Origin of the sequence: Sphingopyxis macrogoltabida (assembly GCF_001314325.1) — a bacterium.
GTDB lineage: Bacteria > Pseudomonadota > Alphaproteobacteria > Sphingomonadales > Sphingomonadaceae > Sphingopyxis > Sphingopyxis macrogoltabida.
In genome coordinates this window covers 1-24,133 of record NZ_CP009429.1, presented here as the reverse complement: position 1 = coordinate 24,133, position 24,133 = coordinate 1, and the positions used below count along the sequence as shown (strand labels likewise).

Here is a 24,133-nt window from a genome sequence, read left to right as displayed (position 1 = left end):
ATGTCCGCCCCGACCGAAGCCGTTCCCGAAATCACCGCCTACCGGTCGGTGCCGGATTTTGCCTATGGCCGCATCAAGGACATCCGCGTCCGCTGGGCGCTCGACGAAATCGGCCGGCCCTATCGCACACGGCTGATCGGCGGCATTTTCGAGGACAAGGCACCGGCCTATCTTCACGACCAGCCGTTCGGGCAGGTTCCGGTCTATAAGGACGGCGATGTGACCCTGTTCGAAACGGGGTCGATCCTGATCCACATCGGCGACGCCGACGAGCGCCTGTTGCCGCGCGATGCGAAAGGGCGCGGGCGCGCGATCAGCTGGATGATCGCCGCGCTCAACAGCGTCGAACCGATGATCCAGACGCTGGTCGTGCTGACCGTTAAGGGACAGGGCACCGACTGGCTGGCCGGTGCCATCGGCGCGGCGAAACCCTTTGCCGAACAGCGATTGTCCCGCTTGTCGCAGGCGCTCGGCGACCGCGACTGGCTGGAGGAGCATTTTTCGATCGGCGACATCGTGATGATCGATGTGCTCCGCAACGCAAATCCCGAATTGCTGGCGCCGCATCCCAATCTGACCGCCTATGTCGCGCGCGGCAAAGCCCGCCCGGCCTTTCAGAGCGCCATGGCGGCGCATCTGGCCGACTGCGCGGTCGGCGAACCGCTGCCTGCCTGAACCCCCAACCCCTGAATCCCCAACCGAGGAGACGCCGCCATGCCCGTGAACCCCGACAGCAAACTCGAAGTCACCGCCTTCGACTGGGTCCCCGATTTCGCCCGCGGCTATGTCCGCGACCTGCGCCCGCGCTGGGCGTGCGAGGAAATCGGACTCGATTATGCCGAACATCTGATCAGCGCGATCAACCGCCCCGCCGACCATTTCCTGTTCCAGCCGTGGGGACAGGTGCCGGTGCTGAACGACGGCGGCGTCCGCCTGTTCGAGAGCGGCGCGATCCTGCTCCACCTTGCCGAGAAGGACGAACGGCTGCTGCCGCGCGACCCGCAGGGGCGTGCCAACACGCTCGCCTGGCTGTTCGCCGCCTATAACAGTGTCGAACCGATGCTGTTCGAACTCGGCAATGTCGACATCTTCGCGAAGGACGAGGAATGGGCGAAGCTGCGCCGGCCGAGCCTGATCGAGTTCATCCAGGGCCGGCTCGGCCGCCTCGACGATGCGATCGGCGACAAACATTATCTCACCGGCGAATTCACCGTCGCCGATATCGCGATGGCGACCGTGCTGCGCGAAGGCGTCGAGGCCGGGCTGATCGCCGAGCAGCCGCGGTTGCAGGCGTATCTCGACCGATGCCTTGTACGGCCCGCCTTCCGGCGCGCGCTCGATGCGCAGCTTGCCGCGTTCAGAGAAGAAGCGGGACCGCCCGCCGCCTGACCCCCCGATTTCCGCCCCCAAGGAGAGAGACGATGACCTATGTAGAAGGATTTGTGGTCGCAGTACCGACCGCCAACAAGGAAGCCTATCGCAAGCATGCCGCCGACGCGGCGCCGCTGTTCCGGGAATTCGGCGTCGCGCGGATGGTCGAATGCTGGGGCGACGACGTGCCCGACGGCAAGGTCAACGACTTCAAGGGCGCGGTGCAGGCGAAACCCGACGAGACCGTCGTGTTCAGCTGGTTCGAATATCCCGACAAGGCGACGCGCGACGCCGCGACCGAAAAGATGATGAACGACCCGCGCATGGCGGCGATGGGCGGCGAGATGCCGTTCGACGGCAAGCGTATGATCGTCGGCGGCTTCGATTCGATCGTCGACGACCGCGCGGAGGGGGCGACCGGCTATGCCGACGGCTATGTCGTGCCCGTCCCCGACGGCAACAAGGAAGCCTATCGCGCGATGGCGCAAAAGGCATCGCAGGTGTTCCGCGACTATGGCGCGACGCGCGTCGTCGAGGCGTGGGGCGACGATGTAGCCGACGGCAAGGTCACCGACTTCAACCGCGCCGCGCACAAGCAGGACGGCGAGACCGTCGTCTATAGCTGGGTCGAATGGCCCGACAAGGAAACGCGCACCGCCGGCTGGGAAAAGATGATGAAGGACGAGCGGATGCAGCATGATCCGAACGACCAGACCTTCGACGGCAAGCGCATGATCTATGGCGGCTTCGAGCCGATCGTGATGGCCTAGGATCGTCGCGCGAATTTAGCTCGTCATCCCGGCGAAGGCCGGGATCTCGACCTCGCGTTCAAAATCTACGTTGAGATCCCGGCCTTCGCGGGGATGACCAATGGGAGAGGGTCGATGACACTGTCAGACGAAAGCCAACAGGTGCAGCGTCGCATCGCATCGTGCCAGTGCGGCGCGGTGACGCTCGAACTCGTCGGCAAGCCGATCGTCGCGGCGACCTGTTACTGCCAGAGCTGCCAGCGGGCGGGCGCGGCCTTCGCGGCGCTTCCCGGAGCCTCGCCGGTGGTCGGCGCCGACGGCGGCACACCCTATGTGCTGATGCGAAAGGACCGGCTCGTCTGGCAATCGGGTGCGCAGCAGTTGCAGGAGCATCGACTGACCCCCGATTCGCCGACGCGGCGTTTCGTGGCGCGATGCTGCAATGCGCCGGTCGCGCTCGAATTCACCAAGGGGCATTGGCTGAGCGTCTATTCGGCGCGGCTTCCCGAAGCCGAACGCCCGGCGCCGGAGATGCGGACGATCGTCGGCGACCGGCCCGCCGGCGTCGAGCTGCCCGGCGATATCCCCAATTACCGGACACCGTCCGGCAAATTCATGTGGCGGCTGCTCACCGCCTGGGCCGCGATGGGCTTTCGCGCGCCGCCCATCGAAAAGACCGAAGGCTGGACGCACTAGCGGGGGAAAAGGAAAAGGACGATGGATCATATAACCTACCCCAATGAGAGCGCCGACTATCGCGCGGCGCGCAACGAACTGCTCGATGCCGAGATCGCGCTTCGCCGCCAGATCGAGGCGGTCGCGGCGCAGCGCCGCGCGCTGCCGCCCGGCGGCGAGATTCCCGAGGATTATGTCTTCGAACGGATCGGCAAGTTCCAGCGCCCCGAGACGGTGCGGTTATCCGAGCTGTTCGGCGACAAACAAAGCATCATCCTGCAAAGCTTCATGTTCGGGCCCGAGCGCGACGTCCCCTGTTCGGGCTGCACCCATATGCTCGATTCGATCGACGGCGGCGCCCGCTATGTCGACGACCGCACCCCGCTCTATGTCGTCGCCAAGTCGCCGATCGCGCGGCTGGTCGAATGGGCGCGGGTGCGCGGCTGGAAACATCTGACCTTTCTGTCCGACGTCACCACGCGCTATTCGGCCGATTATTTCGGCGACACGCGCAAATTCCCGCCGTCGATGCGCGCGGACCGCAAGCTCGGGCCCGGCGAGGAATGGGACGAGACGATCTTCAACAGCTTCCGCAAGGACGGCGACATCATCCGGCATCACTGGGGGAGCGAGATGGCGTTCGCGCCCGAGGATCCCGGTCAGCACCACCGCGCGGGCGACCTCGTCGATGCGCTGTGGGGGCTGCTCGACATGACCCCCGAAGGTCGCGGGGATTATTTTCCGACCGTCGAAGGAGGAAAGCAATGAGCCAGAACAAGGAAAATGGGGCAGCGAATTTCATCTGGTACGAACTGATGACGAGCGATCCCGCCGGCGCGGCGAGCTTTTACGGCGCGGTGGTCGGCTGGACCATCGCGGCGCAGGGCGAGGCGACCGCGGGCGGGGTCGATTATCGCATGATCGGGCGCAGCGACGGCGGCAATGCCGGCGGGGTGCTCGCGCTCGACGCCGACATGCTCGCCGGCGGCGCGCGGCCGATCTGGCTCGGCTATCTGCATGTCGCGGACGTCGATGCGGCGGTCGCGGCGATCGAAGCCGACGGCGGCAGCATACAGATGGGCGCGATGGACATTCCGGTCGGGCGCATCGCGATGGTCACCGACCCGCAGGGCGCGCCCTTCTATATCATGGACCCCGTCCCGCCGCCGGGCATGGAGGGGATGGAAAGCGACGTCTTCTCGGTTACCGAAGTGCAGCATATGCGCTGGAACGAGCTGGCGACGAGCGATCCCGACGCCGCCATCGCCTTTTACAAGAAGCATTTCGGCTGGGGACAGCAGGGCGAGATGCCGATGGGCGACCATGGCGCCTATCGCTTCATCCAGCGCGGCGATGTCGGACTGGGCGCGGTGATGCCATTGCTGGAGGGCTATCCCGCCCCGATCTGGAGCTTCTACATCGGCGTCGACGACATCGACCGCGCAGCAGCGGCGGTGACCGCGAACGGCGGCACCGTCACCAACGAACCGATGGAAATCCCCGGCGGCGAATATGCGATGAACGGCATCGACCCGCAGGGCGCGTCGTTCGGCCTCGTCGGCCCGCGCAAATAGGGCGAAATCTTCGGGGGCAGAAAGGAAAGCCGAGATGACCGACAACCCGAAACTCGTCCCCGCAGAAGAGCTGGTCCGGCGTAGCACGCGCCGGCCGCTGCCGAACGAGAGTGCCGAATATCGCGCCGCGCGCGATGCGCTGCTGGTCGAGGAGATCGAGCTGCGCCGCCACCTCGCGCGCGTCGCGGCGCAGCGGCGCACGCTGCCCCCCGGCGGCGCGGTGACCCATGACTATCGCTTCGTCGGCGCCGAGGGCGAGGTCGGCCTTGCCGAATTGTTCGGCGGCCACGACACGCTTTTCCTATACGGCATGATGTACGGCCCCGAACGCCAGCAGGCGTGCCCGATGTGCACCGCGACGGTCGCGAACTGGGACCCCGAGGTACCGCATCTCGAACAGCGGATCGGTTTCGCGGTCGTCGCGCGCTCGCCCTACCCGCGCCTCGCCGCCTTCGCGCGCGAACACGGCTGGGATCATCTGAAGCTCTATTCGGACCCGAGCGGCGATTTCTGGCAGGATTATATCGGCGAGACCCGCGACGACGACATGGCGGGGTACAGCGTCTTCACCCGCAAGGATGGGACGATCCGCCATTTCTGGAGCGTCGAGGGCGGCCCCGAAATCGCCGACCCGGGGCAGGACCCGCACGGCGCGCCCGACCCCAATTCGCTGTGGAACCTGCTCGACCTGACCCCCGAGGGTCGCGGCACCGACTGGTACCCCAGCCTGAGCTATCCGTGACAGCGGAAGAAAGGAGAGAGACGATGGAAAATCAGGGACCGACGACCGGCTTGACGCCGCATCTGGCGATCGCCGACAAGCGCGGGACGCAAGCGATCGACTTCTACGTCGAGGCGTTCGGCGCGACCGAGAATATGCGCATGCCCGCCGACGACGGGGTGCGGCTGATGCATGCGCATCTGACCGTCAACGGCGCATCGCTGATGCTCCACGACGAATTCCCCGAATATGTCGATAACGAAAGCTCGCCCCCCAACGGCGTGACGCTGCACCTGCAGGTCGACGACGCCGACGCGTGGTTCGACCGCGCGGTCGCCGCCGGCGCGGCGGTGATCATGCCGCTCGACAACATGTTCTGGGGCGACCGCTATGGTCAGATCAAGGATCCGTTCGGCCACACATGGTCGATCGGCTGCCCGGTAAAAGGAGAGAAATGATGTCCGGTAAAGCTACGCTGTGCCTGTGGTACGACAAGGACGCCGAGGAAGCGGCGAACTTCTATGCCGCGACCTTTCCCGACAGCAAGGTCGGGGCGACCCACCGCGCGCCCGGCGACAACCCGAGCGGCAAGGAGGGCGATGTGCTGACCGTCGATTTCACCGTGCTCGGCTTTCCGTGCATCGGCCTCAACGGCGGCCCCGCCTTCCAGCACAACGAGGCCTTTTCCTTCCAGGTCCACACCGACACGCAGGAGGAGACCGACCGGCTGTGGAACGCGATCGTCGATAACGGCGGCGCCGAAAGCATGTGCGGCTGGTGCAAGGACAAATGGGGGGTCAACTGGCAGATCACCCCGCGCGTCCTGACCGACGTGATGACCAACCCCGACAAGGCAGCGGCCAAGCGCGCGTTCGATGCGATGATGGCGATGAAGAAGATCGACATCGCCACGATCGAGGCCGCGATCCGGGGCGAAGCCGTTGGCGCGGCGTAGCCCGGCGCTCTTCGCATGGGCCCTCTGCGGCACGCTCGATATCGTCTATGCGGCGGTGTCGAGCCTCGTGCAGGGCGGCACCGTCTCGTCGATGCTGCACGCCGTCGCCAGCGGCCCGTTCGGCGACGGCGCGCGTAACTGGGGCATCGGCGGCGACATTGCAGGGCTCGCGACGCATTATGCGATCATGGGCGCGATGGTCGCGGCGTGGTTCTTCGTCGCACGGCGCTGGGCCGCGCTGACGGCGTGGCCATGGTGGCTGACCGGCACCTTTTATGGTCTGCTCCTCTATTACATTATGAACGGGATCGTGCTGCCGCTGCGCTTCGGCTCGCCTTTCCCGCCGGTCGACCTCGTCAAGGGCGCGGTCGCGCTCTTCCCGCATATCTTCTTCGTCGGCTGGCCGTGCGCCTGGCTGACCCGCAAGGACGCCCGCTGATGCTGACCTTCTATGGCCACCCCTTTTCCTCCTACACATGGAAGGCGCTGATCGCGCTGTACGAGAAGGGGATCGATTTCGACTATCGTTCGGTCGACCCCGCCTTTCCCGATCATATGCCCGAACTGCGGGCGCATTGGCCGGTCGGCCAGTTCCCGCTGATCGTCCATGACGGGACGCCCTATTTCGAATCGTCGGTGATCATCGAATATCTCGACCATCTGGTTCCCGAACCGCGGCTGATCCCGGCAGAGTTCGACGCGGCGCTGAAGGTGCGGCTGTTCGACCGCGTCTTCGACAATCATGTGATGGGCCGGATGCAGTCGGTGGTCGCCGATGCGATCCGCGGCCCCGACAATCATGTGCCGATGATCGTCGACCAGTCGAAGGCGGCGCTTGAGACCGTCTATGGCTGGCTCGACAAGGAACTGGCGGGCGGCGGCTGGGCGACGCCCTACGGCTTCAGCCTTGCCGACTGTGCCGCGGGGCCGTCGCTCTTCTACGCCGACTGGGTGCATCCGATCCCCGAGGCCTTCGAGAATCTGCGCGCCTATCGCGCCCGCCTGCTCGCGTATCCGTCGATCGCACGCTGCGTCGAGGAGGCGCGGCCGTACCGCGCCTATTTCCCGCTCGGCGCGCCCGACCGCGATTGAAGCGCCCCGTCGTCCGGCGTCCCATAATGCGGTTAACGCGCCGCTGACATTGCCGCTTTGCCATTTGGTAGCCCCGCGCGCGCGAAGGCGGCCTCATGGTTTCGCCGAGCGCCATTGTCCGCACGCTGATCGCCGCGCTGTTCGCGGCGGTGATCGCGTTCGCGCCGGTGCATGCGCAGCAGGCGTTCACCGTCACCACGACGACGGTGACGTGGAGCTATGACGATGCGGATGCCGACGAAGGCAGCACCATCGACGAGGACGAAGCGCTGCTCGACGACGAGGCGCTGGCCAGCGACGCCGGCGTCGAAGCCTTTGGGGGCGCGACCCGCCGCTACGCACCCAGCGCCGCGCTCGCGACGCTCGGGCACGCCAAGGCGCATTTCGGTCCCTTCGCGGTGATCGACGGTTCGACCGTCCGCATGGCGGGCGATGTCGATGGCGCGACGCCGCGCCAGTTCGCGGCGATGCTCGCGGCCTTCCCGACGATCCGGCGGATCGAGATGGTCGATTGCCCGGGCAGCCTCGACGAGGAAGCCAATCTGATCCTCGCGCGTGCGATCCGCCGCGCCGGGCTCGAAACCGTCGTCCCCGCAGGCGGATCGGTGCGGTCGGGCGCGGTCGAGCTGTGGCTTGCCGGCGCGAAACGCAGCGCCGCCCCCGACGCCGAATTCGGCGTCCATAGCTGGGCCGACGAATATGGCCGCGAGGCAAAGGACTATCCCGCGAACGATCCGGTCCATGCCGAATATCTGGGGCTCTATCGCGAAATGGGCATGGCGCCCGAGAAAGCCCGCCAATTCTATGCGCTGACCAACAGCACCCCGTTCGACGACGTCCGTTACCTGACGCGCGACGATATGGCGCGATTCGTGACGCTCGACTGAATAGCGTCGCCACGCCCCTTCTTCTCCCCGACCGTCATTTCGAACGCTTCGGCTAGCGCGACGCCGGTGCAACGGAACAATCGTTGCGAGCAGCCGTTCGCATCAGATGGAGGATCGCCCGATCCTCATCGTCGGAGAGAGATGATGAAGAAGCTTCTGACAATTTTCGCAATTGGCAGCTCGATGCTGCTTCTGTCGGCCTGCAACACCGTTGAAGGTGCTGGTAAGGACGTCGAATCGGCTGGCGACTGCGTGGATGGTGTCAAAGGAAACTGCTAGAGTTCGGGGTCGTGAGCGGCGTTGACGGATCGGCGTGAACCGGCGTTGACGATTAACTGCGATGGCCTGAAGGCTGTCCTCGAAGCAGAACGACTCTCGCCCTTAAGAGTGACCGGCGTTGTGCGCCGACTGCTTTAGCCTTGTAACACGCCGCCGCCTTTCCCACATCGTCCGCTATGGCGAAACGAAGCCTCTATCAGCGGATGCGGTCGAATGCGCAGGTGCGTTCGGGGCTCTTCTGCCTTGGCGTGCTGCTGATGATCGTCGCGGTGATCATCGGGCCGCTGCCGGGCCCCGGCTTCCTGATCGTCTTTCCCGTGGGGTTGATGCTGTGCTTGCAGAACAGCGCCTGGGCGAAGCGCGTCTATGTCCGCTTCAAATGGCGCCATCCGCGCTACGGCGACTGGGCCGACCGGGTGATGCGCCGGGTCAGCGCCGCGCGGCGGCGAGCACGGGCGCGGCTCGAAAGCGTCATGGATGACGATTGACTTTGCGCCGACTCTCGCTTATCCGCGCCTCCATCGGTGGCCGCCCACGTTTGGCGGCCCTTTTCTGTTAGAGCCTTTAAAGAGAATTTGGGGATACCGCGATGAAGCGCACCTATCAACCGAGCCGCCTCGTGCGCAAGCGCCGTCACGGTTTCCGCGCCCGCAAGGCGACTGTCGGCGGCCGCAAGGTTCTCGCCAACCGCCGCGCGCAGGGCCGCAAGAAGCTGTCGGCCTGATCGCTGACGCTTCTGCGCCAGTTCCGCTGGTGCGAACGCTTTCAAAACGTAGCGAATTTCTGGCCGCGAACCGCGGCCTTCGCTTTCCTATGCCCGGCTTCGTCCTGCTCGTCCGCCCGCGCGGCGACGGCGATGACGCGCGGGGCATCGGCTACACCGTCAGCAAGAAGGTCGGCAACGCCGTCACGCGCAACCGGATGAAGCGCCGGCTGCGCGCGCTCTGCCGCGCCGCGCTGCCCGAATCGGGCATCGCCGGCGCCGATCATGTGCTGATCGGCCGACCGGGCGGCAACGACATCGTCTTTGCCGAGCTGGGCGAGCAGCTCGATTCGGCGCTAGCGCGCGCCGCAAAGAAGCTGGCGACAAAGGCGCCATGATCGCGAAGCTGCTCATCCTGATCGCGCGCGGCTGGCAGCTTGGCCCGTCGCGTATCCTGCCGCCGACGTGCCGTTATGCGCCATCGTGCAGCGAATATGCGATCGTCGCGCTGAAACGCCATGGTGCGATCAAGGGTGGCTGGATGGCGACAAAGCGGCTATTGCGCTGCCATCCATGGGGCGGGCACGGTTACGACCCGGTGCCGTAATAAATCTATCCCGACATCGAGACGAAGAGAGACCAACGAGCGTGGACGACAAACGTAACCTGATCGCGGCAATCCTGTTGTCGGTGGCCATCCTCCTGGGCTGGAACTTCGTCGCCGAGAAATTCTTCCCGACGCCCGCCAAGCCCGACGTGACGAAGACCGTCGCGGGCACGGGCGGCGCGCCCGCCGCCACCCCGGCGGCGCAGGGCCAGCCGTCGGCGCTGCCGACCCCGGGCGCCCCTGCCGCCGCGTCGGCGCCCGCCGCGATCCGCCCGATCGAGACGGTGCTCCGCGAAGGACAGCGCATCCCGATCGAGACCCCGGCGCTGTCGGGCTCGATCAACCTTGTCGGCGCGCGCATCGACGACATCACGCTCACCAAATATCGCCAGACGATCCAGAAGGATTCGCCGCCGGTCCGCCTGTTCGCACCCGGCGGCACCGCAGCCGCCTATTTCGCCAGCATCGGCTGGTCGGCACAGGGCGTGCAGGTGCCGGGGCCCAACACCGTCTGGACCGCCACGGGCGCCAAGCTGACCCCGACGACGCCGGTCACGCTGAGCTGGGCCAATGGCGCCGGCCAGACCTTCCGCATCGAATATAGCATCGACGCCAATTATCTGATCACCGCGAAGCAGACGATCGCCAACACCGGAACCGCGCCGATCAGCGCCAGCAGCTTTGCGCTGATCGACCGCCTCGGCAAGCCGACCGATCCGCACGAGAAGGATAGCTGGACGATCCACATCGGCCCGACCGGCTACCTTGGCGGCAAGTCGGTGTTCGACGTCGATTATGACGATGTCGAAGAAGCGCCGAATCGCGCCGTCCGCTATAATTCGGCGGGCTGGCTCGGCTTCACCGATAAATATTGGCTCGCCGCGATCGTCCCGGCAAAGGGCGAGCGCGTCACCGCCGCGATCAGTTCGCCCGCGGCGAACAATTACCAGACCCTCTTCGCGCGCGATTTCCGCCAGGTTGCACCGGGCACGCAGGTGACGACGAACAGCCGCATTTTCGCCGGCGCGAAGGAAGTCAGCATCCTGTCGAAATATCAGGACGACCAGGGCATCACGCGCCTGTCGAACGCGATCGACTGGGGCTGGTTCGAATTTTTCGAGGTGCCGATCTTCAAACTGCTCGACTGGCTGTTCCGCCAGGTCGGCAATTTCGGTGTCGCGATCATGATCCTGACACTGATCATCCGCACCCTGATGTTCCCGATCGCGCAGCGCCAGTTCGGTTCGATGGCGCAGATGCGCCTCGTCCAGCCGAAGATGAAGGCGCTGCAGGAACGGTACAAGGACGACAAGCCGAAGATGCAGCAGGAGTTGATGAAGCTCTACAAGGACGAGAAGATCAATCCGCTCGCCGGCTGTCTGCCGATCGTGCTGCAGATCCCGATCTTCTATGCGCTGTACAAGGTGCTGATGCTGACGATCGAAATGCGCCACCAGCCGTTCATCCTGTGGATCAAGGATCTGTCGGCGCCCGATCCGCTGCATATCCTGAACCTGTTCGGCCTTTTGCCGTTCACGCCGCCGTCGCTGCTCAGCATCGGCATCCTCGCGCTGATCCTCGGTATCACCATGTGGCTGCAGTTCCGCCTGAACCCGCAGTCGACCGATCCGGTGCAGCAGCAGGTGTTCAAGATCATGCCGTGGATGTTCATGTTCATCATGGCGCCGTTCGCGGCGGGGCTGCTGCTCTACTGGATCACCAACAACTGCCTGTCGATTGCGCAGCAGCAGTGGATGTACCGCAAGTTCCCCGAGCTGAAGACAGCGATAGCGAAGTGACGATTCGCACCTTTTCTTGTCATTCCCGCGAAAGCGGGAACCCAGAGCGTGAAAGCGGAGACTTCGGCGGCAGCACGCTGGATCCCCGCTTTCGCGGGGATGACAATGATGGATAGTGACGACCCCCTTCTGACCGAACGCGCGCGGAAGCTGTTTGCGGGGCCGATTGCCTTCCTGAAATCGGCACCGGCGCTGCAGCACCTGCCCGCGCCCGGCGTGCCCGAGATCGCCTTTGCCGGCCGCTCGAACGTCGGCAAATCGTCGCTGCTCAACGCGCTGACCAACCGCAACGGGCTCGCGCGCACGTCGGTGACGCCGGGGCGGACGCAGGAGCTCAACTATTTCGACGTCGGATCGCCTCTGGTGTTCCGCCTCGTCGACATGCCGGGCTATGGCTTTGCGAAGGCGCCGAAGGATGTCGTCAAAAAGTGGCGCTTCCTCGTCAACGACTACCTCCGCGGCCGCGCGGTGCTGAAACGCACCCTTGTGCTGATCGACAGCCGTCACGGCATCAAGGATGTCGACCGCGAGGTGCTCGAAATGCTCGACCTCGCGGCGGTCAGCTACCGGCTCGTGCTCACCAAGACCGACAAGGTGAAGGCGAGCGACCTTGCCGCGGTGCAGGCCGCGACCGAGGCCGAAGCGCGCAAGCATCCGGCGGCGCATCCGCAGGTGATCGCGACGAGCAGCGAAAAGGGCATGGGGATCGCCGAGCTGCGCACCGCAGTGCTGGAAGCGGTCGAAAGTTGACGGACGCGCTCCGCTCCCGCAAGCGGGAGGGAGCAAAGGACAACGCATGAAACTCTTCCTCGGCAACAAGGCCTATTCGAGCTGGAGCCTGCGCGGCTGGCTCGCCGCCAGGCATAGCGGCCTGCCGTTCGAGGAAGTCACCGTCCCGCTTTATGACGAGGAATGGTCGAACCGGCGCGAGGGCGACGAATTCGCGCCGTCGGGCGGCAAGGTCCCGATCCTGTGGGACGGCGACGACATCGTCGTCTGGGATAGCCTCGCGATCATCGACTATCTGAACGAAAAGACCGGCGGCACGCGCGGATACTGGCCCGACGACATGGCGGCGCGCGCGATGGCACGGTCGATGGCCGCCGAAATGCATTCGAGCTTCGCCGCGCTGCGTCGCAACCACAGCATGAACATCCGCCGCATCTATCCGGCGGCCGAACTGCTGCCCGAGGTGCAGGCTGACGTCATCCGCATCCTCCAGATCTGGGCCGAGGCCCGCGCCCGCTTCGGCGGCGAAGGCGATTTTCTGTTCGGCGAATGGTCGGCGGCCGACATCATGTTCGCGCCGGTGGTCACGCGGTTCGTCACCTACTCGATCCCGCTGCCGCGCTTTGCCCTGCCCTATTGCCAGGCGGTGATCAGCCACCCGCACATGCAGGAATGGATCGGCGGCGCGCAGGCCGAAGACTGGGTGATCGAGAAGTTCGAGGGGCCGGTCGAGGGTTAGATTCGATTCCGAACCAACCGCGGCTGAATGCTCCGTTCAGGACAGGTAGCCGCCACGGTGCTATTTCCGCTGCATGTACAGCAAGATATTCGCCTCCGCGGTCGTCGCCGCGACCCTGACTACCGCCGCCTGCGCGGCGTCGCCGCCCGCTCGGCATTGGGAAATCGGCCCGGTCATCCGGGGCAAAAATTATTCGCAGGGCATGCCGCGCAATCCGGAACCGGCGCACAATGGCTGGTCCTTTGATTTTCCCGCACCCGATGCCGCGGCGGGGCATGTCCATTATGTCACCTTCCGGCCGGGGCCGATCGCCGGCAAATCGCGCATCGTCGTGCGCTACCGGGTCGATGCCGCGCCGGACACGCGCTTCGTGCCGCAGGAGACGCCCGACGTCCCCGCAACCGTCTCGGTCTATTTCCAGCGGCGCGGCGACAATTGGAATGGACAAGGTAGTTTCCAATATTATCGCTGGTACGCGCCGTCCGCCACGGTTCGCCGGATCGCACCCGGCGAGCAGGAGGTCAGCATCCGGTTCGACGACCCGAACTGGACGTCGGTCAACGGACGCAAGCCGGCATCCGCGCCCGGAGCGATCGACGATGCGTTGGCCGATATCGATCGCATCGGCCTGGTATTCGGGTCGTCGGGACGGCGGGGACATGGCGTCTTCGCCACCGCTCCCGCCCGGTTCACCCTGCTGAGTTTCCAGATCCTTTAGCGCCGCTCACGGAAGCCGCGCTGTCGGATAGGGCGTGCCGTCCTTGTGGAAATAGCCATCGGGCGTGAACAGCATGTCGATGTCCGAATAGCCGCCGCCGGTGTCGTGCTTCTTGCCGCCGCCCAGCGCGACGAACACACAGTCGGCATCCGATTCGTTGATCAGGTGATGGCCGTTGGTGCTGCCCTTCGGCCACACCGCGATATCGCCGGGCCGCATCGGCCAGCGGCCCTCGTCCTCGACCAGCACCGCCTCGCCGGCGATCATCACCAGCATCTCGTCCTCGCCGGCGTGCCAGTGGCGCTGCGACGACCAGGCGCCGGGTTTGAGCACCACATGGCTGGCGGCGAAATCGTCGAGCCCGGTCACCGGGGCGAGGCGGCGGTACCAGCGCCCCTGCACGCGTTCGCTGTAGGGCGCCGGATAGCCGGTCGCGTTGGTCTGCGGGATGGCATCGAGATCGAGCTTGGGCATGGCAGTCCTCTGGCATTTGTTCTTCCTTTGTTTCGCATAATCGCGCCGCGATGCAAAGCCTCGACTTACGACCGGTGCAGGGCGTAAGGGAGCGGCATGACCCAAGGCATCGACCCCGTCCAACTGGCACAAGCCCTGATCGCCGCGCCCAGCGTCACCCCCGCCACCGGCGCGGTATTCGACGTACTCGAGGCGGCGCTGGTATCGCTCGGTTTCACCGTCGAACGCTTCATCGACGGCATCGAGCCCGACGGGCCGGTCGAGAATCTGCTCGCGGTGCGCGCCGGCAAGGGTCCGAAGCATTTCGGCTTTGCCGGGCATCTCGACGTCGTGCCGCCGGGCGTCGGCTGGACCGGCGACGCCTTCGTTCCCGAGGTCCGCGGCGACCTGCTCTACGGCCGCGGCGCGGTCGACATGAAGGGTTCGATCGCCGCCTTCGTGGCCGCTGCCGCCGCGACGCCGGTCGAAGCAGGCACGATCAGCCTGATCATCACCGGCGATGAGGAAGGCCCGGCAATCTTCGGCACCCGGGCGCTGATGGAGCATATGGAGGGGCGCGGCGTCCGCCCCGACATGATCGTCGTTGGCGAGCCGACCTCGGTCAACCGGCTCGGCGACATGGTGAAGATCGGGCGGCGCGGGTCGGTCAACATCTGGATCGACGTGCCCGGAACGCAGGGCCATGTCGCCTATCCTCACCTCGCCGACAATCCGATCCCCAAGCTGGTCAGGATCGCAGCAGCAATCGACGCGGTCGTACTCGACGAGGGCAACGACTGGTTCCAGCCGTCGAACATCGAATTCACCGATATCGAGGTCGGCAACGGCGCGACCAACGTCATTCCGGCGTCGGCGCGCGCGCGGCTGTCGATCCGCTTCAACGACCAGCACCGGGGCGCCGATCTGGTCGCGATGATCGAACGCATCGCGCATGCGGTCGAACCGAATGCGAAGGTCCTCGGCAAGATTTCAGGCGAGGCTTTCCTGACCCCGCCGGGCGACCTGTCGGCGCTGGTCGCCGAGGCTATCCATGCCGAGACCGACATACAGCCCGAATTTTCGACGACGGGCGGCACATCGGACGCGCGCTTCCTGTCGGCGCTGTGCCCGGTGGTCGAATTCGGGCTGACCAATGCGACGATGCACAAGCTCGACGAGGCGGTCGCCGTCGATGACCTCCACACGCTGACCGCCATCTATCGCGGCATATTGATGCGCGCTTTTCTTTAGTCCTGGCGCCTAATCTTCCCTGGCGCGCCGCAGGATCACATAAACCGCCCCCGCGCCGCCGTGGCTGATGTGCGCGGGGCGCAGCGCGACGATCGCGTCGGCATAAGGCGAATAAGCGAGCCAGTCGGGCAGCGAAGCGCGGATCGCGCCGCGCGGACGCGGATCGCCGTGCATCGTCGGCAAGCGGTCGGCGCCGGGGCGGAGGCGGCCCGCGACGACGAGCAGCACGCGCGCGCCGCGCAGCAGCGCGCGGCCGATCGCATCGTCGAGCAGCGCCTGCGCCGACGCGAGCGTGTGCCCGTGCAGGTCGATGCTCATGTCGGGGCGAACAAGCCCCTTGCGCAGCCGCCGGTCCCAATGGCCGTCGAGCGTTGCGGTCTGATGCGTACGGCGCGGCGGCGGCAGCTTCGGTGCCGGACGCGGCGCGGCGGCGGGAGTGACCGGGGTGCGGGGCGACACCTTCGGCGGGCGCACGGTCGGCGGCGCGGCGGGATCGAGTACCGGCGCGCGTTTGCGCAGCGGTTCGACCGTCGCGGCGACCTTTTTCCAGAGCGCGTTTTCTTCGGGAGCGAGCCGCCGTCCCATGGCGCGTCAGCGCGCGGGGATCAGCCGCGCGATGCTGGCGCGCGGCAACAGCAGCAGCGCCGAACCGCGCCCCGACATGCCGCCGGCAATCGCGCGCGCTTCGTCGCCCGCGCCCCAGAAGCTGTCGAAGCGGTTGGCGCCCTTGATCGCGCCGCCGGTATCCTGCGCGATCCACAGCCCATTGGGTTCGGCGCGGTCGAGCGACAGGAAGACCGGAGCGCCGAGCGGCACATATTTGGGATCGGCGGCGACGCTCGCCCGGCCGGTCACCGGAACCCCGAGCGCTCCGAGCGGTCCCGGGCCGGTGATCTCGCGGAAGAAGACCCAGCTCGGATTCTCGTTCATCACCGCCGCGCCGCGCACCGGATCGGCGCGCAGATAGGCAAGGATGCCCTGCATCGACGCCTGCCCGCTTTGCAGTTCGCCGCGGTCGAGCAGCAGCTTGCCGATCCCGACATAGTCGCGGCCGTTCTGGCTGTCGTAACCGATGCGCATCACGCCGCCGTCGGGGAGGCGCAGGCGGCCCGAACCCTGCACCTGCAGGAAGAAAAATTCGGCCGCGTCGGCCGCCCAGGCGATCTCGAGCCCGCGCCCTTCGAGCGCGCCGCGTTCGATCGTCGTGCGGTCGTAATAGGGGACGAAATTCGTACCCTCGACGCGGCCGCGGATCTTCTTCCCCTTGAGGTCGGCCGAAAACTGGCCGAGATCGACGTCGACCAGATCGTTCGGACGGCGATAGATCGGCACGTCGTATCCCGCGCGCTTCGTTCGCGATCCGGCGATTTCGGGTTCGTAATAGCCAGTGACGAAAGCAGCACCCGCGCCGACCTGCACGGTACCGAAATAGCGCGCGAAAAAGGCGCTCGCGTCATCGTCGGCCCAGCCCTTCGCCGCGTTGCAGCTTTCGGCCCAGTCGGCATTTTGCGTCAGCCCGCTGGCGTCGGCGCGGCGCTGCGCCGACGGACAGCTCAGCCGGAAGGCGGCGAGCGCGGCCTTCGCCTGCGCCGCCGACACACCGAGCTTGTCGAACGCCGGCCCGGCAATGACGCCGCTCGTCGCAGCGGTCGTCGCACCGACGGGGACCGGCGCCGCGGGGAGCGCGGGATTGGGCGTCGCCGGGATCGGCTTCGCCGCGACGACGCCGCTTTCGGACGGACGCGGTTGATAGGGGCGAACCGGGCCGGTCGGCGCTTGAGTCGATGTCGGAGTCGGCGCCGGTTTGCCGCTCGCAGGCGGCGGATTGGCGGCAACCGGGCCCGCCCCGGCATCGGGAACAATCGATGCACAGCCGGCGAGCAGCGGCAGCGCCAGCAAGGATGCGAATCCGAAAGCGCGCGCGCGTCGCGCCATCACCGCTACGGGCACCGGCTCAGGCTGCTTCGGCTTCGTCGAGCAGCCAGTTGGGGTCGCTGCTGCCGATCGTGCGGCGGAAAGTCCACAGATCGTCGGTCGCCGACGCATCGCTCATCGACCCGGCGATCATCCGGCCGTCGGCATCGCGGGTGATCGCGCTGATGTCGGCACGATAACGCACGGTGACCCGCGCTTCGTTGCGATGCAGGTCGACGGCAGTGATCTTGGCCGAATCGATCCCGATCAGGCGGTTGTCGAGCTTTTCGCCGCGTGCCTCGCGCGCCGCGATCGCTTCGGCGAACGCTTCGTAGCTGTCGTCGTCGCACAGGTCGCGCAGCGTGTCACGGTCGCCGCTCCAATAGGCTTCGAGGATCATGCGATAGGCCGATTCGGCGCCTTCCATGAAGCGGCCGGCGTCGAAATGGCGGTCGGCGGCGAGCAGCGCGCGCAGCCCGGTTTCGGCGGCAGGCTCATAGACGAGCCCCGAAGTATCGGCCGCGCCACCCTGCGTCGTCGCCGGCGCATCGCCGTCGTCGAGACGGACCGGAGCGGGCGCCGCACGGTCGTCGCGGCGCGGCAGCACGGGTTCCTGTTCGTGCCCCGTGCGCTTGCCGAGCACCGAATAAAGCCGCATGCCGAGAAAGGCGGCAATCATGGCGAGCAAGACGATCGAAAAAGCGGTCACGGGCAAATGTCCAATGCGGCGATAGAATAATCGGGCTTAACATAGGCGATGCGCGCCAATGTTTCAAATCTCCATGACTTGGCGCGCGCGACAGGTCAACGTCTGGCGCGCCCGACGGTTGCGGGCAAGCGCCCGGACTGCCCCGGACGGACGCCCATTGTGCTGGTCGCGCGGCGCTGCTAAGCGCCGCCGCAACTTTCCGGCGGCGGGGCCATCCGGCTGACGGTGCCGATCCTTCCTTCGATTTCCAGACGAAAGACTTGACCATGGCCGAAGAGACCAGCAGCGACCTCAATAACCCCGCCCTGCAGCCCAACGGCGAGGATACGAGCCCCGCGATCGGCCTGATTTCGCAATATGTGAAGGACATGTCGTTCGAAAACCCGAACGCGCCCGCCGTCTATCAGTGGCAGTCGGCACCGCAGCTCGACGTCCAGTTCAACATCAGCGCCGAAGGCGTCGGCGACAATCTGTACGAAGTCGCGCTGAAGGTCGATGTGACGTCGAAGGGCGACGAGGGCACGGCGTTCGTCGTCGATCTCAAATATGCCGGCCTGTTCGGCGTCCGCAACGTGCCCGACGACCAGCTCCAGCCCTTCTTCCTCGCCGAAGCGCCGCGCATCCTGTTTCCCTTCGCGCGCCGCGTGATCGCCGATGCGGTCCGCGACGGCGGTTTCCCGCCGTTGCTCCTCGAACCGATCGATTTCCACGGCCTGTTCATGCAGCAGGTTCAGGCGCAGGGCGAAGGTCAGGCCGACATCCCGGCGCCGGTCGGCGAAGCCTAAAGCGATCCTGCGGGGCGGGCGCGCGGCTTGACCAGCCTGGTCAAAAGCGTCGGGACGATCGGCGGGCTGACCTTGGTCAGCCGCATCTTCGGCTTTGCGCGCGACATGCTGCTCGCCCGCGTGCTGGGTGCCGGGCTGGCCGCCGACGCCTTCCAGCTCGCCTTCACCCTCCCCAACACCTTTCGCCGCCTGTTCGCCGAGGGCGCCTTCTCGGTCGCCTTCGTGCCGATGTACAGCCGCGCGCTGCACAAGGCCGAGAGCGAGGGCGGCGGCGAGGAGGCCGCGGCGAAATTCGCCGATGACGTCTTGTCGGTGTTCCTCTGGGTATTGCTCGCCTTTTCGGGGCTGATGATGATCGCGATGCCGGGCATCGTGTGGATCCTCGCGCGCGATTTCCAGGAGGTGCCGGGCAAGTTCGACCTCGCGGTGCTCCTGAGCCGCCTGACCTTTCCCTATCTGGCGCTGGTCAGCCTCGTCGCGATGCTGTCGGGCCTGCTCAACGCGCGGTCGCGCTTCGCACCGGGCGCCTTTGCGCCGGTGCTGCTCAACATCGTGCTGATCGGCGGCATATTGACCGGCGCGTGGCTGCGCGGGCCGGGGCATGACGACCGCATCGTCGCGATCGCGCTCGCCGTGTCGGTCAGCCTCGCCGGGGTGGCACAGCTCACCTATCTGATCTGGTCGGTGCGCCGCGCCGGGCTCCGCCTCCACTGGCGCCTGCCGCGCTTCACGCCCGAGGTGAAGAAGCTCGGCCTGCTGATCCTGCCCGCGACCTTCGGCGCCGGCATCTATCAGATCAGCCAGTTCGTCGACACCTTCTTCGCGACCAGCCTGCCGCAGGGATCGCTGACCCTGCTCAAGCTCGCCGACCGGCTGAACCAGATGCCGCTCGGCATCGTCGGCATCGCGCTCGGCACCGCGATCCTGCCGATGCTGTCGCGCCATATCCATTCGGGCGATGCCGCCGAGGCGCAGCGATTGCAGGGCAATGCGTTCGAGATGGCGACGCTGCTGACCCTGCCCGCCGCCGCGGCGCTCGCGATCTGCGCCCCCGCCTTCACCGCCGCCTTCTTCGTCGGTGGCAAGTTCACCGCCGCCGACGGCGCGATCATGGCGAACATCGTCGTCGCGCTGGTCGCCGGGCTGCCCGCCTATGTCATCGTCAAGATCCTCAACCCCGGCTTTTTCGCGCGCGAGGATATGCGCACGCCGGTGTGGACCGCGCTCGCCTCGCTGATCATCAACATCGCGATCAACCTCTATGTCGTCGAGCGGTACGGCATCGTCGGGCTCGCCGCGGCGACCGCGGTGTCGGCGAGCATCAACTGCCTCTTGCTCTACACCGTCCTCCACCGCCGCGGCTGGTTCCATTTCACCACGAAACTCGCGGGCAAGATTGCACGCCAGATCGTCGCCGTGGCCGCCATGTCGGCGCTGCTGTGGTGGATGATGCCGAGGCTCGCGCCTTATTATGGCGCCGGGGTGTTCGACCGCATCTGGTCGCTCGGGGCGCTCGTCGCCGCGGGCGGCGCGGCCTTTTTCGCCGCCGCCTTCCTCGTCGGCGCGCTTGACAAGGATCTCCTCGCCATGCTCACGCGGCGGCGCGCGAAAGTATCGGCGCCAGAACAGGAGTAGACCATGCGGATCGTATCGGGCATCCAGCCCACCGGAAATTTGCACCTTGGCAATTATCTGGGCGCGATCCGCAACTGGGTGCGGATGCAGGACGAGGTCGCGGAGGGCGGCGGCGACTGCCTGTTCTTCCTTGCCGACCTTCACGCGCTGTCGATGCCGCATGTCCCCGCCGACCTGACCGCGAACACCCGCGCGATGACTGCGGCGCTCGTCGCCTGCGGGATCGATCCCGATCGTTCGACGCTGTTCAACCAGGCACGCGTGCCGGCGCATGCCGAACTGCAATGGCTGCTCAACGGCACCGCGCGGCTCGGCTGGCTCAACCGGATGACGCAGTTCAAGGACAAGTCGGGCAAGAATCGCGAAAGCGCGTCGGCGGCGCTCTATACCTATCCCGTGCTGCAGGCAGCCGACGTGCTGCTCTATCAGGCGACGCATGTCCCGGTCGGCGAAGACCAGAAGCAGCATCTTGAGCTCGCGCGCGACATCGCACAGAAGTTCAACAACGATTACGCAAGCCCCGAGGCGCCGGTCTTCACCCTGCCCGAACCGATCATCCCGCCGGGCGCGGCGCGGATCATGAGCCTGCGCGACGGATCGGCGAAAATGTCGAAATCGGACCCGTCGGACATGAGCCGGATCAACCTGACCGACGACGCCGACACGATGATGCAGAAGGTGCGCAAAGCGAAGACCGACCCCGAGCCGCTGCCGTCCGAAGCGGCGGGGCTGGAGGGACGGCCCGAGGCGAAGAATCTCGTCGGCATTTATGCGACCTTCGCCGATGTTTCGGTCGATGCAGTGCTCGGCGATTTCGCGGGCAAGGGCTTCGGCGCGTTCAAACCCGCACTCGGCGAATTGCTGGTCGAAAAGCTAGGGCCGATCAACGCGCGCTTCGTCGCGCTCAAGGACGATCATGCGACGCTCGACGCGATATTGGAAAAGGGCGCCGGCAAGGCGCGCGCCCTTGCAAAACCGACGCTCGACGCCACTTATGGCATACTCGGCCTATGTCGCTGAAATGACAGCGGCGACGGAGAACCGGCCGGGAACGAAGTTGCGACGAAACGGGTTCAACCAAGGTTAAGTCGCATCGGCGTAGTCATGCTATATGAGTGCGATACATATGCGCATCGAATCACGGAGCATGAAGATGAGCAAGATGAACCTCCGGCGGCTAGGCCTTGCCGCCATGACGGGCGCGGCACTGGCGCTGGCCGGGTGCGCAACGCCGTTCAAAGCCGATGTGGCGCGTTTCCAGACGCAGCTTCCCGCCCCGCAGGGCCAGAGCTTCGCGATCGAATCGAGCGACCCCGCGTTGCAGGGCGGGATCGAATTCAATCAATATGCGAGCATCGTCGCCGGCGAACTGACGCGTTATGGCTATCGCCCGGCCGCGTCGGGCGAACGGCCCGATATGCTGGTGCGGATGGACTATGGCGTCGACAAGGGCCGCGAGCGGGTGGTCTCGAGCCCCGGCTTCGGCGGCCCCTGGGGCGGCTATTACGGCGGCGGCTTCTATCGCCCGGTGATCGTCCGCGGGCCGCGCGGCCGCCGCTATGTCTATGGCTGGAGCGACCCGTTCATGTGGGGCCCCGGCTGGGGCTATAACGACGTCAGCAGCTACACCGTCTATACCAGCGGCATGCAGTTGCAGATCAACCGCGCGTCGGACGGCTACCGCCTGTTCGAGGGCCGCGCCGAGGCGCAGTCGCGCGACAATAATCTGCAGCAGATCGTCCCGAACCTGATCGAGGCGATGTTCACCAACTTCCCCGGCAATTCGGGCGAACGGGTGCGCATCACGGTGGCACCGCCCGAAAAGGGCTGAGCCACCCGCAGAAAGCGAAAAGCCCGCCCTCCGACAGGAAGGCGGACTTTTTCATGCCCGGCGCCGACGTGTGGACAAGTCCGGGGATAAGTCCGGCAGAAGCCTGTGGATCAACTGTTGAGCGCGCGCCGGATTGCCGCGATCTCGGCGTCGAGTTCGCTGTCGCTGACGCGCAGCGCCTCGACCGTGCGCACCGCGTGGATCACGGTCGAATGGTCGCGGCCGCCGAAGCGCCGCCCGATTTCGGGATAGGAGCGCGGGGTCAGTTCCTTGGCGAGATACATCGCGACCTGACGCGGGCGCGCGATCGCGCGGACGCGGCGCTTCGACGCCATCTCGCTCTTGTCGAGCCGGTAATGCGCGCACACCGCGCGCTGGATCTCGTCGACCGTGATCCGCGGCCGTGCGCTCCGGACATTTTCGGCCAGCCGGTCCTCGGCCAGCGCGAGGTCGAGCCGCGCGCCGGTGAGCGCCGCATAGGCGAGCAGCTTGTTGAGCGCGCCTTCGAGCTCGCGGATGTTGCGGGTGAAATGCTTGACCAGATAGGCGACGACGTCGTCGGGCACCTCGACCATCGGCATCGCGGCGAGCCGCTGGCGGATGATCCGTTCGCGGAGGTCATCCTCGGGCGCCTCGATATCGGCGACCAGCCCGCCGGCCAGCCGCGACAGCAGCCGCGCCTCCACCCCGTCGAGCATCGTCGGCGGACGGTCGGCGGTGACGACGAGGCGCTTGCCCGCAGTCATCAGGTCGTCGATCGTGTGGAGCAATTCCTCCTGCGTCGAATTCTTGCCGATCACGAACTGCAGATCGTCGAGCAGCAGCAGGTCGGCGGCGCGCAGCCGCGCCTTGAACGCCATCATGTCGCCGCCGCGCATCGCGCCGACGAATTCGAGCATGAATTTTTCCGCCGACATCAGGATGATGTTCGCGGTCGGATGGATCAGCGCATAGGCCTGCGCGATCGCGTGGAGCAGGTGCGTCTTGCCCTGCCCGGTGCCGGAGCAAAGGTAGAGCGGGTTGAATTGCGGCGCTTCGGCCATCGCCATGCGGCGCGCGGCGTTGGCGGCGAGGATGTTCGAGCGCGCGACGACGAAGCGGTCGAACGACAGGCGCGGATCGAAGTTCAGCAGCGCCGGATTCGCCGCCGGCGCCTGCGGCGCTTCGAAAGCGGGCAGCGGCGGCTGGGCGAGAATCGCGGCGCGGTCGGCTGCGGCGGCCCCGCCGCGCACCGCGACGCTGCGCACCGCGGGCAGATGCTGCCGCCACGCGAGTTCGAGCCGGTCGCCGAAGCGTTCGTTGATCCAGTTCGCCGAAAAGCGGCTCGCCGTCTCGAGCGTCACCACCCCCGACAGGCTGCAATAATCGGCGAAGCGCACCGGCTTCAGCCAATGGTCGAAGGTACGCGCGCCAAGGTCGCGGCGCAGCCCTTCGGCGACGCGCGGCCAGAGCGTTGCGGCATCGCCGCTCATCGCCCTTGCTCCCGCGTCGATACCATGCCGATTCCCTTTTGTGTCACGCCGTACCGCCCCCGAATCCCCCGGTCATCAAACAGCGCGGGCGGCCGGCACATGCCGATTCGGCGCCTGCGGCAAGGCGCAAGCATCCTTTCCCGGGCAACGGGCCCGAAAAAATGCGAATCATGTCGATGTGGCGGCCACCGGCGAAGGCCGACGACACCCCTGTCTAGTCAGGGCGCCGCGAGTCGATCAAGGGTCGGCCGTGTAAAAATACTGAAATAAAAATCTTGACTCACCTGACCCCTCAGAAAATCGCCGAAGGGTCATTTAATCCTTTTATTTCAGTGCCTTATTTATGACAGTCGGAGCCCAAGGAAACGAATCGCCGTAAATCCGTCACTTACCGCGCTGCAACACTATTGCCATGACCGCGTCACAATCGCGCGCGCGCTGCGGACGCAAAAAAGACCCGCCGGACGATGCCGGCGGGTCCTTTG

The 24,133-nt window shown here is 66.1% G+C and carries 31 protein-coding genes; 26 read left to right on the top strand and 5 right to left on the bottom strand.

What is annotated here, in order from left to right; all coding sequences use genetic code 11:
* The 21 genes from LH19_RS00150 to LH19_RS00055 all read left to right on the top strand — a co-directional run bounded on the left by LH19_RS00150 (window position 1) and on the right by LH19_RS00055 (window position 13,598).
* On the top strand, window positions 1–675 hold the full coding sequence (locus tag LH19_RS00150; protein WP_054723857.1) for a glutathione S-transferase family protein: 675 nt from the start codon (window positions 1–3) through the stop codon (window positions 673–675).
* Between the two features lie 39 nt (window positions 676–714).
* Entirely contained in the window at window positions 715–1,389 is a 675-nt protein-coding gene (locus LH19_RS00145) for a glutathione S-transferase family protein (protein ID WP_054723855.1), read from the top strand.
* 32 nt (window positions 1,390–1,421) lie between these two features.
* Complete coding sequence (locus LH19_RS29905) at window positions 1,422–2,141, top strand: DUF1428 domain-containing protein (RefSeq protein ID WP_054723853.1); 720 nt, start codon at window positions 1,422–1,424, stop codon at window positions 2,139–2,141.
* A gap of 114 nt (window positions 2,142–2,255) precedes the next feature.
* The gene (locus tag LH19_RS00135; protein ID WP_054723851.1) at window positions 2,256–2,816 is read left to right on the top strand and encodes a GFA family protein; all 561 of its coding nucleotides are present in this window, start codon (window positions 2,256–2,258) and stop codon (window positions 2,814–2,816) included.
* A gap of 21 nt (window positions 2,817–2,837) precedes the next feature.
* Window positions 2,838–3,563 (top strand): DUF899 family protein, encoded by a 726-nt coding sequence (locus tag LH19_RS00130; RefSeq protein ID WP_054723850.1) that lies wholly within the window; start codon window positions 2,838–2,840, stop codon window positions 3,561–3,563.
* Window positions 3,560–4,369, top strand: coding sequence for a VOC family protein (locus tag LH19_RS00125; RefSeq protein WP_054723848.1), 810 nt, complete (start codon window positions 3,560–3,562; stop codon window positions 4,367–4,369). The genes LH19_RS00130 and LH19_RS00125 overlap by 4 nt, the downstream gene beginning before the upstream one ends.
* A gap of 34 nt (window positions 4,370–4,403) precedes the next feature.
* Window positions 4,404–5,111, top strand: coding sequence for a DUF899 family protein (locus LH19_RS00120; RefSeq protein ID WP_054723846.1), 708 nt, complete (start codon window positions 4,404–4,406; stop codon window positions 5,109–5,111).
* A gap of 23 nt (window positions 5,112–5,134) precedes the next feature.
* A complete protein-coding gene (locus tag LH19_RS00115; RefSeq protein ID WP_054723844.1) occupies window positions 5,135–5,548 on the top strand; it encodes a VOC family protein in 414 nt (137 codons plus the stop codon).
* Window positions 5,548–6,045, top strand: a complete 498-nt coding sequence (locus tag LH19_RS00110; RefSeq protein WP_054732750.1) for a VOC family protein — start codon at window positions 5,548–5,550, stop codon at window positions 6,043–6,045. Before LH19_RS00115 ends, LH19_RS00110 begins: the two co-directional genes overlap by 1 nt.
* Window positions 6,032–6,484 carry a hypothetical protein gene (locus tag LH19_RS00105; RefSeq protein WP_054723842.1) on the top strand — a complete coding sequence of 151 codons (453 nt, stop codon included), beginning with the start codon at window positions 6,032–6,034 and terminating at the stop codon, window positions 6,482–6,484. Before LH19_RS00110 ends, LH19_RS00105 begins: the two co-directional genes overlap by 14 nt.
* Window positions 6,484–7,137 (top strand): glutathione S-transferase family protein, encoded by a 654-nt coding sequence (locus LH19_RS00100; protein WP_201258400.1) that lies wholly within the window; start codon window positions 6,484–6,486, stop codon window positions 7,135–7,137. Before LH19_RS00105 ends, LH19_RS00100 begins: the two co-directional genes overlap by 1 nt.
* A 95-nt stretch (window positions 7,138–7,232) precedes the next feature.
* Window positions 7,233–8,024 carry a hypothetical protein gene (locus LH19_RS00095; RefSeq protein WP_054723840.1) on the top strand — a complete coding sequence of 264 codons (792 nt, stop codon included), beginning with the start codon at window positions 7,233–7,235 and terminating at the stop codon, window positions 8,022–8,024.
* 144 nt (window positions 8,025–8,168) lie between these two features.
* Window positions 8,169–8,303, top strand: coding sequence for an entericidin A/B family lipoprotein (locus tag LH19_RS27595; protein ID WP_145923598.1), 135 nt, complete (start codon window positions 8,169–8,171; stop codon window positions 8,301–8,303).
* Window positions 8,304–8,479: 176 nt separating this feature from the next.
* The gene (locus LH19_RS00090) at window positions 8,480–8,791 is read left to right on the top strand and encodes a PGPGW domain-containing protein (protein WP_234716034.1); all 312 of its coding nucleotides are present in this window, start codon (window positions 8,480–8,482) and stop codon (window positions 8,789–8,791) included.
* Window positions 8,792–8,892: 101 nt separating this feature from the next.
* Entirely contained in the window at window positions 8,893–9,027 is a 135-nt protein-coding gene (rpmH, locus tag LH19_RS00085) for a 50S ribosomal protein L34 (protein ID WP_054586364.1), read from the top strand.
* 29 nt (window positions 9,028–9,056) lie between these two features.
* On the top strand, window positions 9,057–9,404 hold the full coding sequence (gene rnpA / locus LH19_RS00080) for a ribonuclease P protein component (protein ID WP_082395348.1): 348 nt from the start codon (window positions 9,057–9,059) through the stop codon (window positions 9,402–9,404).
* Window positions 9,401–9,613 (top strand): membrane protein insertion efficiency factor YidD, encoded by a 213-nt coding sequence (gene yidD / locus LH19_RS00075; RefSeq protein ID WP_054723837.1) that lies wholly within the window; start codon window positions 9,401–9,403, stop codon window positions 9,611–9,613. The genes rnpA and yidD overlap by 4 nt, the downstream gene beginning before the upstream one ends.
* A gap of 41 nt (window positions 9,614–9,654) precedes the next feature.
* Window positions 9,655–11,412, top strand: coding sequence for a membrane protein insertase YidC (gene yidC / locus LH19_RS00070; RefSeq protein ID WP_054723835.1), 1,758 nt, complete (start codon window positions 9,655–9,657; stop codon window positions 11,410–11,412).
* 105 nt (window positions 11,413–11,517) lie between these two features.
* Complete coding sequence (gene yihA / locus LH19_RS00065) at window positions 11,518–12,162, top strand: ribosome biogenesis GTP-binding protein YihA/YsxC (RefSeq protein ID WP_054723834.1); 645 nt, start codon at window positions 11,518–11,520, stop codon at window positions 12,160–12,162.
* 46 nt (window positions 12,163–12,208) lie between these two features.
* Window positions 12,209–12,880 carry a glutathione S-transferase family protein gene (locus LH19_RS00060; RefSeq protein WP_054723832.1) on the top strand — a complete coding sequence of 224 codons (672 nt, stop codon included), beginning with the start codon at window positions 12,209–12,211 and terminating at the stop codon, window positions 12,878–12,880.
* 73 nt (window positions 12,881–12,953) lie between these two features.
* Complete coding sequence (locus tag LH19_RS00055; protein WP_054723830.1) at window positions 12,954–13,598, top strand: hypothetical protein; 645 nt, start codon at window positions 12,954–12,956, stop codon at window positions 13,596–13,598.
* A 6-nt stretch (window positions 13,599–13,604) separates the two neighbouring features.
* On the opposite strand, the gene LH19_RS00050 is transcribed toward LH19_RS00055, so the two are convergent.
* A complete protein-coding gene (locus tag LH19_RS00050) occupies window positions 13,605–14,072 on the bottom strand; it encodes a cupin domain-containing protein (protein ID WP_054723828.1) in 468 nt (155 codons plus the stop codon).
* 96 nt (window positions 14,073–14,168) lie between these two features.
* Here LH19_RS00050 and dapE point away from each other — a divergent pair, with 96 nt between their 5' ends.
* Window positions 14,169–15,302: a succinyl-diaminopimelate desuccinylase gene (gene dapE / locus LH19_RS00045; RefSeq protein WP_054723826.1), complete on the top strand. Its 1,134-nt coding sequence runs from the start codon at window positions 14,169–14,171 to the stop codon at window positions 15,300–15,302.
* A 9-nt stretch (window positions 15,303–15,311) separates the two neighbouring features.
* On the opposite strand, the gene LH19_RS00040 is transcribed toward dapE, so the two are convergent.
* The 3 genes from LH19_RS00040 to LH19_RS00030 are packed head-to-tail and all read right to left on the bottom strand — an operon-like array spanning window position 15,312 to window position 17,925.
* Window positions 15,312–15,887 (bottom strand): Smr/MutS family protein, encoded by a 576-nt coding sequence (locus LH19_RS00040; RefSeq protein WP_054723824.1) that lies wholly within the window; start codon window positions 15,885–15,887, stop codon window positions 15,312–15,314.
* 6 nt (window positions 15,888–15,893) lie between these two features.
* Window positions 15,894–17,237 carry a murein transglycosylase A gene (locus LH19_RS00035; RefSeq protein ID WP_054723822.1) on the bottom strand — a complete coding sequence of 448 codons (1,344 nt, stop codon included), beginning with the start codon at window positions 17,235–17,237 and terminating at the stop codon, window positions 15,894–15,896.
* A 19-nt stretch (window positions 17,238–17,256) separates the two neighbouring features.
* Window positions 17,257–17,925 carry a Tim44/TimA family putative adaptor protein gene (locus LH19_RS00030; protein ID WP_145923304.1) on the bottom strand — a complete coding sequence of 223 codons (669 nt, stop codon included), beginning with the start codon at window positions 17,923–17,925 and terminating at the stop codon, window positions 17,257–17,259.
* A gap of 266 nt (window positions 17,926–18,191) precedes the next feature.
* Between LH19_RS00030 and secB the strand changes: the two genes are divergently transcribed.
* The 4 genes from secB to LH19_RS00010 all read left to right on the top strand — a co-directional run bounded on the left by secB (window position 18,192) and on the right by LH19_RS00010 (window position 22,176).
* On the top strand, window positions 18,192–18,710 hold the full coding sequence (gene secB, locus LH19_RS00025) for a protein-export chaperone SecB (protein ID WP_054586353.1): 519 nt from the start codon (window positions 18,192–18,194) through the stop codon (window positions 18,708–18,710).
* A gap of 27 nt (window positions 18,711–18,737) precedes the next feature.
* The gene (murJ, locus tag LH19_RS00020; RefSeq protein WP_054723820.1) at window positions 18,738–20,345 is read left to right on the top strand and encodes a murein biosynthesis integral membrane protein MurJ; all 1,608 of its coding nucleotides are present in this window, start codon (window positions 18,738–18,740) and stop codon (window positions 20,343–20,345) included.
* 3 nt (window positions 20,346–20,348) lie between these two features.
* Complete coding sequence (gene trpS, locus LH19_RS00015; RefSeq protein ID WP_054723818.1) at window positions 20,349–21,365, top strand: tryptophan--tRNA ligase; 1,017 nt, start codon at window positions 20,349–20,351, stop codon at window positions 21,363–21,365.
* Between the two features lie 127 nt (window positions 21,366–21,492).
* Window positions 21,493–22,176 carry a DUF4136 domain-containing protein gene (locus tag LH19_RS00010; protein ID WP_167346260.1) on the top strand — a complete coding sequence of 228 codons (684 nt, stop codon included), beginning with the start codon at window positions 21,493–21,495 and terminating at the stop codon, window positions 22,174–22,176.
* A gap of 110 nt (window positions 22,177–22,286) precedes the next feature.
* Here LH19_RS00010 and dnaA read toward each other — a convergent pair whose 3' ends face one another.
* Window positions 22,287–23,648 carry a chromosomal replication initiator protein DnaA gene (gene dnaA / locus LH19_RS00005; protein WP_054723816.1) on the bottom strand — a complete coding sequence of 454 codons (1,362 nt, stop codon included), beginning with the start codon at window positions 23,646–23,648 and terminating at the stop codon, window positions 22,287–22,289.
* Between the last annotated feature and the right edge of the window lie 485 nt (window positions 23,649–24,133).

Bases quoted from the DNA above. Each gene is read 5' to 3' on its own strand.
- LH19_RS29905 (WP_054723853.1), top strand. From the start codon at position 1,422: ATGACCTATGTAGAAGGATTTGTGGTCGCAGTACCGACCGCCAACAAG.
- secB (WP_054586353.1), top strand. From the start codon at position 18,192: ATGGCCGAAGAGACCAGCAGCGACCTCAATAACCCCGCCCTGCAGCCC.
- LH19_RS00145 (WP_054723855.1), top strand. From the start codon at position 715: ATGCCCGTGAACCCCGACAGCAAACTCGAAGTCACCGCCTTCGACTGG.
- LH19_RS00035 (WP_054723822.1), bottom strand. From the start codon at position 17,237: ATGGCGCGACGCGCGCGCGCTTTCGGATTCGCATCCTTGCTGGCGCTG.
- LH19_RS00120 (WP_054723846.1), top strand. From the start codon at position 4,404: ATGACCGACAACCCGAAACTCGTCCCCGCAGAAGAGCTGGTCCGGCGT.
- dnaA (WP_054723816.1), bottom strand. From the start codon at position 23,648: ATGAGCGGCGATGCCGCAACGCTCTGGCCGCGCGTCGCCGAAGGGCTG.
- LH19_RS00130 (WP_054723850.1), top strand. From the start codon at position 2,838: ATGGATCATATAACCTACCCCAATGAGAGCGCCGACTATCGCGCGGCG.
- yihA (WP_054723834.1), top strand. From the start codon at position 11,518: ATGATGGATAGTGACGACCCCCTTCTGACCGAACGCGCGCGGAAGCTG.
- LH19_RS00135 (WP_054723851.1), top strand. From the start codon at position 2,256: ATGACACTGTCAGACGAAAGCCAACAGGTGCAGCGTCGCATCGCATCG.
- yidD (WP_054723837.1), top strand. From the start codon at position 9,401: ATGATCGCGAAGCTGCTCATCCTGATCGCGCGCGGCTGGCAGCTTGGC.
- LH19_RS00010 (WP_167346260.1), top strand. From the start codon at position 21,493: ATGAAGATGAGCAAGATGAACCTCCGGCGGCTAGGCCTTGCCGCCATG.
- LH19_RS00100 (WP_201258400.1), top strand. From the start codon at position 6,484: ATGCTGACCTTCTATGGCCACCCCTTTTCCTCCTACACATGGAAGGCG.
- LH19_RS00110 (WP_054732750.1), top strand. From the start codon at position 5,548: ATGTCCGGTAAAGCTACGCTGTGCCTGTGGTACGACAAGGACGCCGAG.
- LH19_RS00090 (WP_234716034.1), top strand. From the start codon at position 8,480: ATGGCGAAACGAAGCCTCTATCAGCGGATGCGGTCGAATGCGCAGGTG.
- LH19_RS00040 (WP_054723824.1), bottom strand. From the start codon at position 15,887: ATGGGACGGCGGCTCGCTCCCGAAGAAAACGCGCTCTGGAAAAAGGTC.
- rpmH (WP_054586364.1), top strand. From the start codon at position 8,893: ATGAAGCGCACCTATCAACCGAGCCGCCTCGTGCGCAAGCGCCGTCAC.
- LH19_RS27595 (WP_145923598.1), top strand. From the start codon at position 8,169: ATGAAGAAGCTTCTGACAATTTTCGCAATTGGCAGCTCGATGCTGCTT.
- LH19_RS00095 (WP_054723840.1), top strand. From the start codon at position 7,233: ATGGTTTCGCCGAGCGCCATTGTCCGCACGCTGATCGCCGCGCTGTTC.
- dapE (WP_054723826.1), top strand. From the start codon at position 14,169: ATGACCCAAGGCATCGACCCCGTCCAACTGGCACAAGCCCTGATCGCC.
- LH19_RS00060 (WP_054723832.1), top strand. From the start codon at position 12,209: ATGAAACTCTTCCTCGGCAACAAGGCCTATTCGAGCTGGAGCCTGCGC.
- LH19_RS00115 (WP_054723844.1), top strand. From the start codon at position 5,135: ATGGAAAATCAGGGACCGACGACCGGCTTGACGCCGCATCTGGCGATC.
- LH19_RS00050 (WP_054723828.1), bottom strand. From the start codon at position 14,072: ATGCCCAAGCTCGATCTCGATGCCATCCCGCAGACCAACGCGACCGGC.
- LH19_RS00055 (WP_054723830.1), top strand. From the start codon at position 12,954: ATGTACAGCAAGATATTCGCCTCCGCGGTCGTCGCCGCGACCCTGACT.
- LH19_RS00150 (WP_054723857.1), top strand. From the start codon at position 1: ATGTCCGCCCCGACCGAAGCCGTTCCCGAAATCACCGCCTACCGGTCG.
- LH19_RS00125 (WP_054723848.1), top strand. From the start codon at position 3,560: ATGAGCCAGAACAAGGAAAATGGGGCAGCGAATTTCATCTGGTACGAA.
- trpS (WP_054723818.1), top strand. From the start codon at position 20,349: ATGCGGATCGTATCGGGCATCCAGCCCACCGGAAATTTGCACCTTGGC.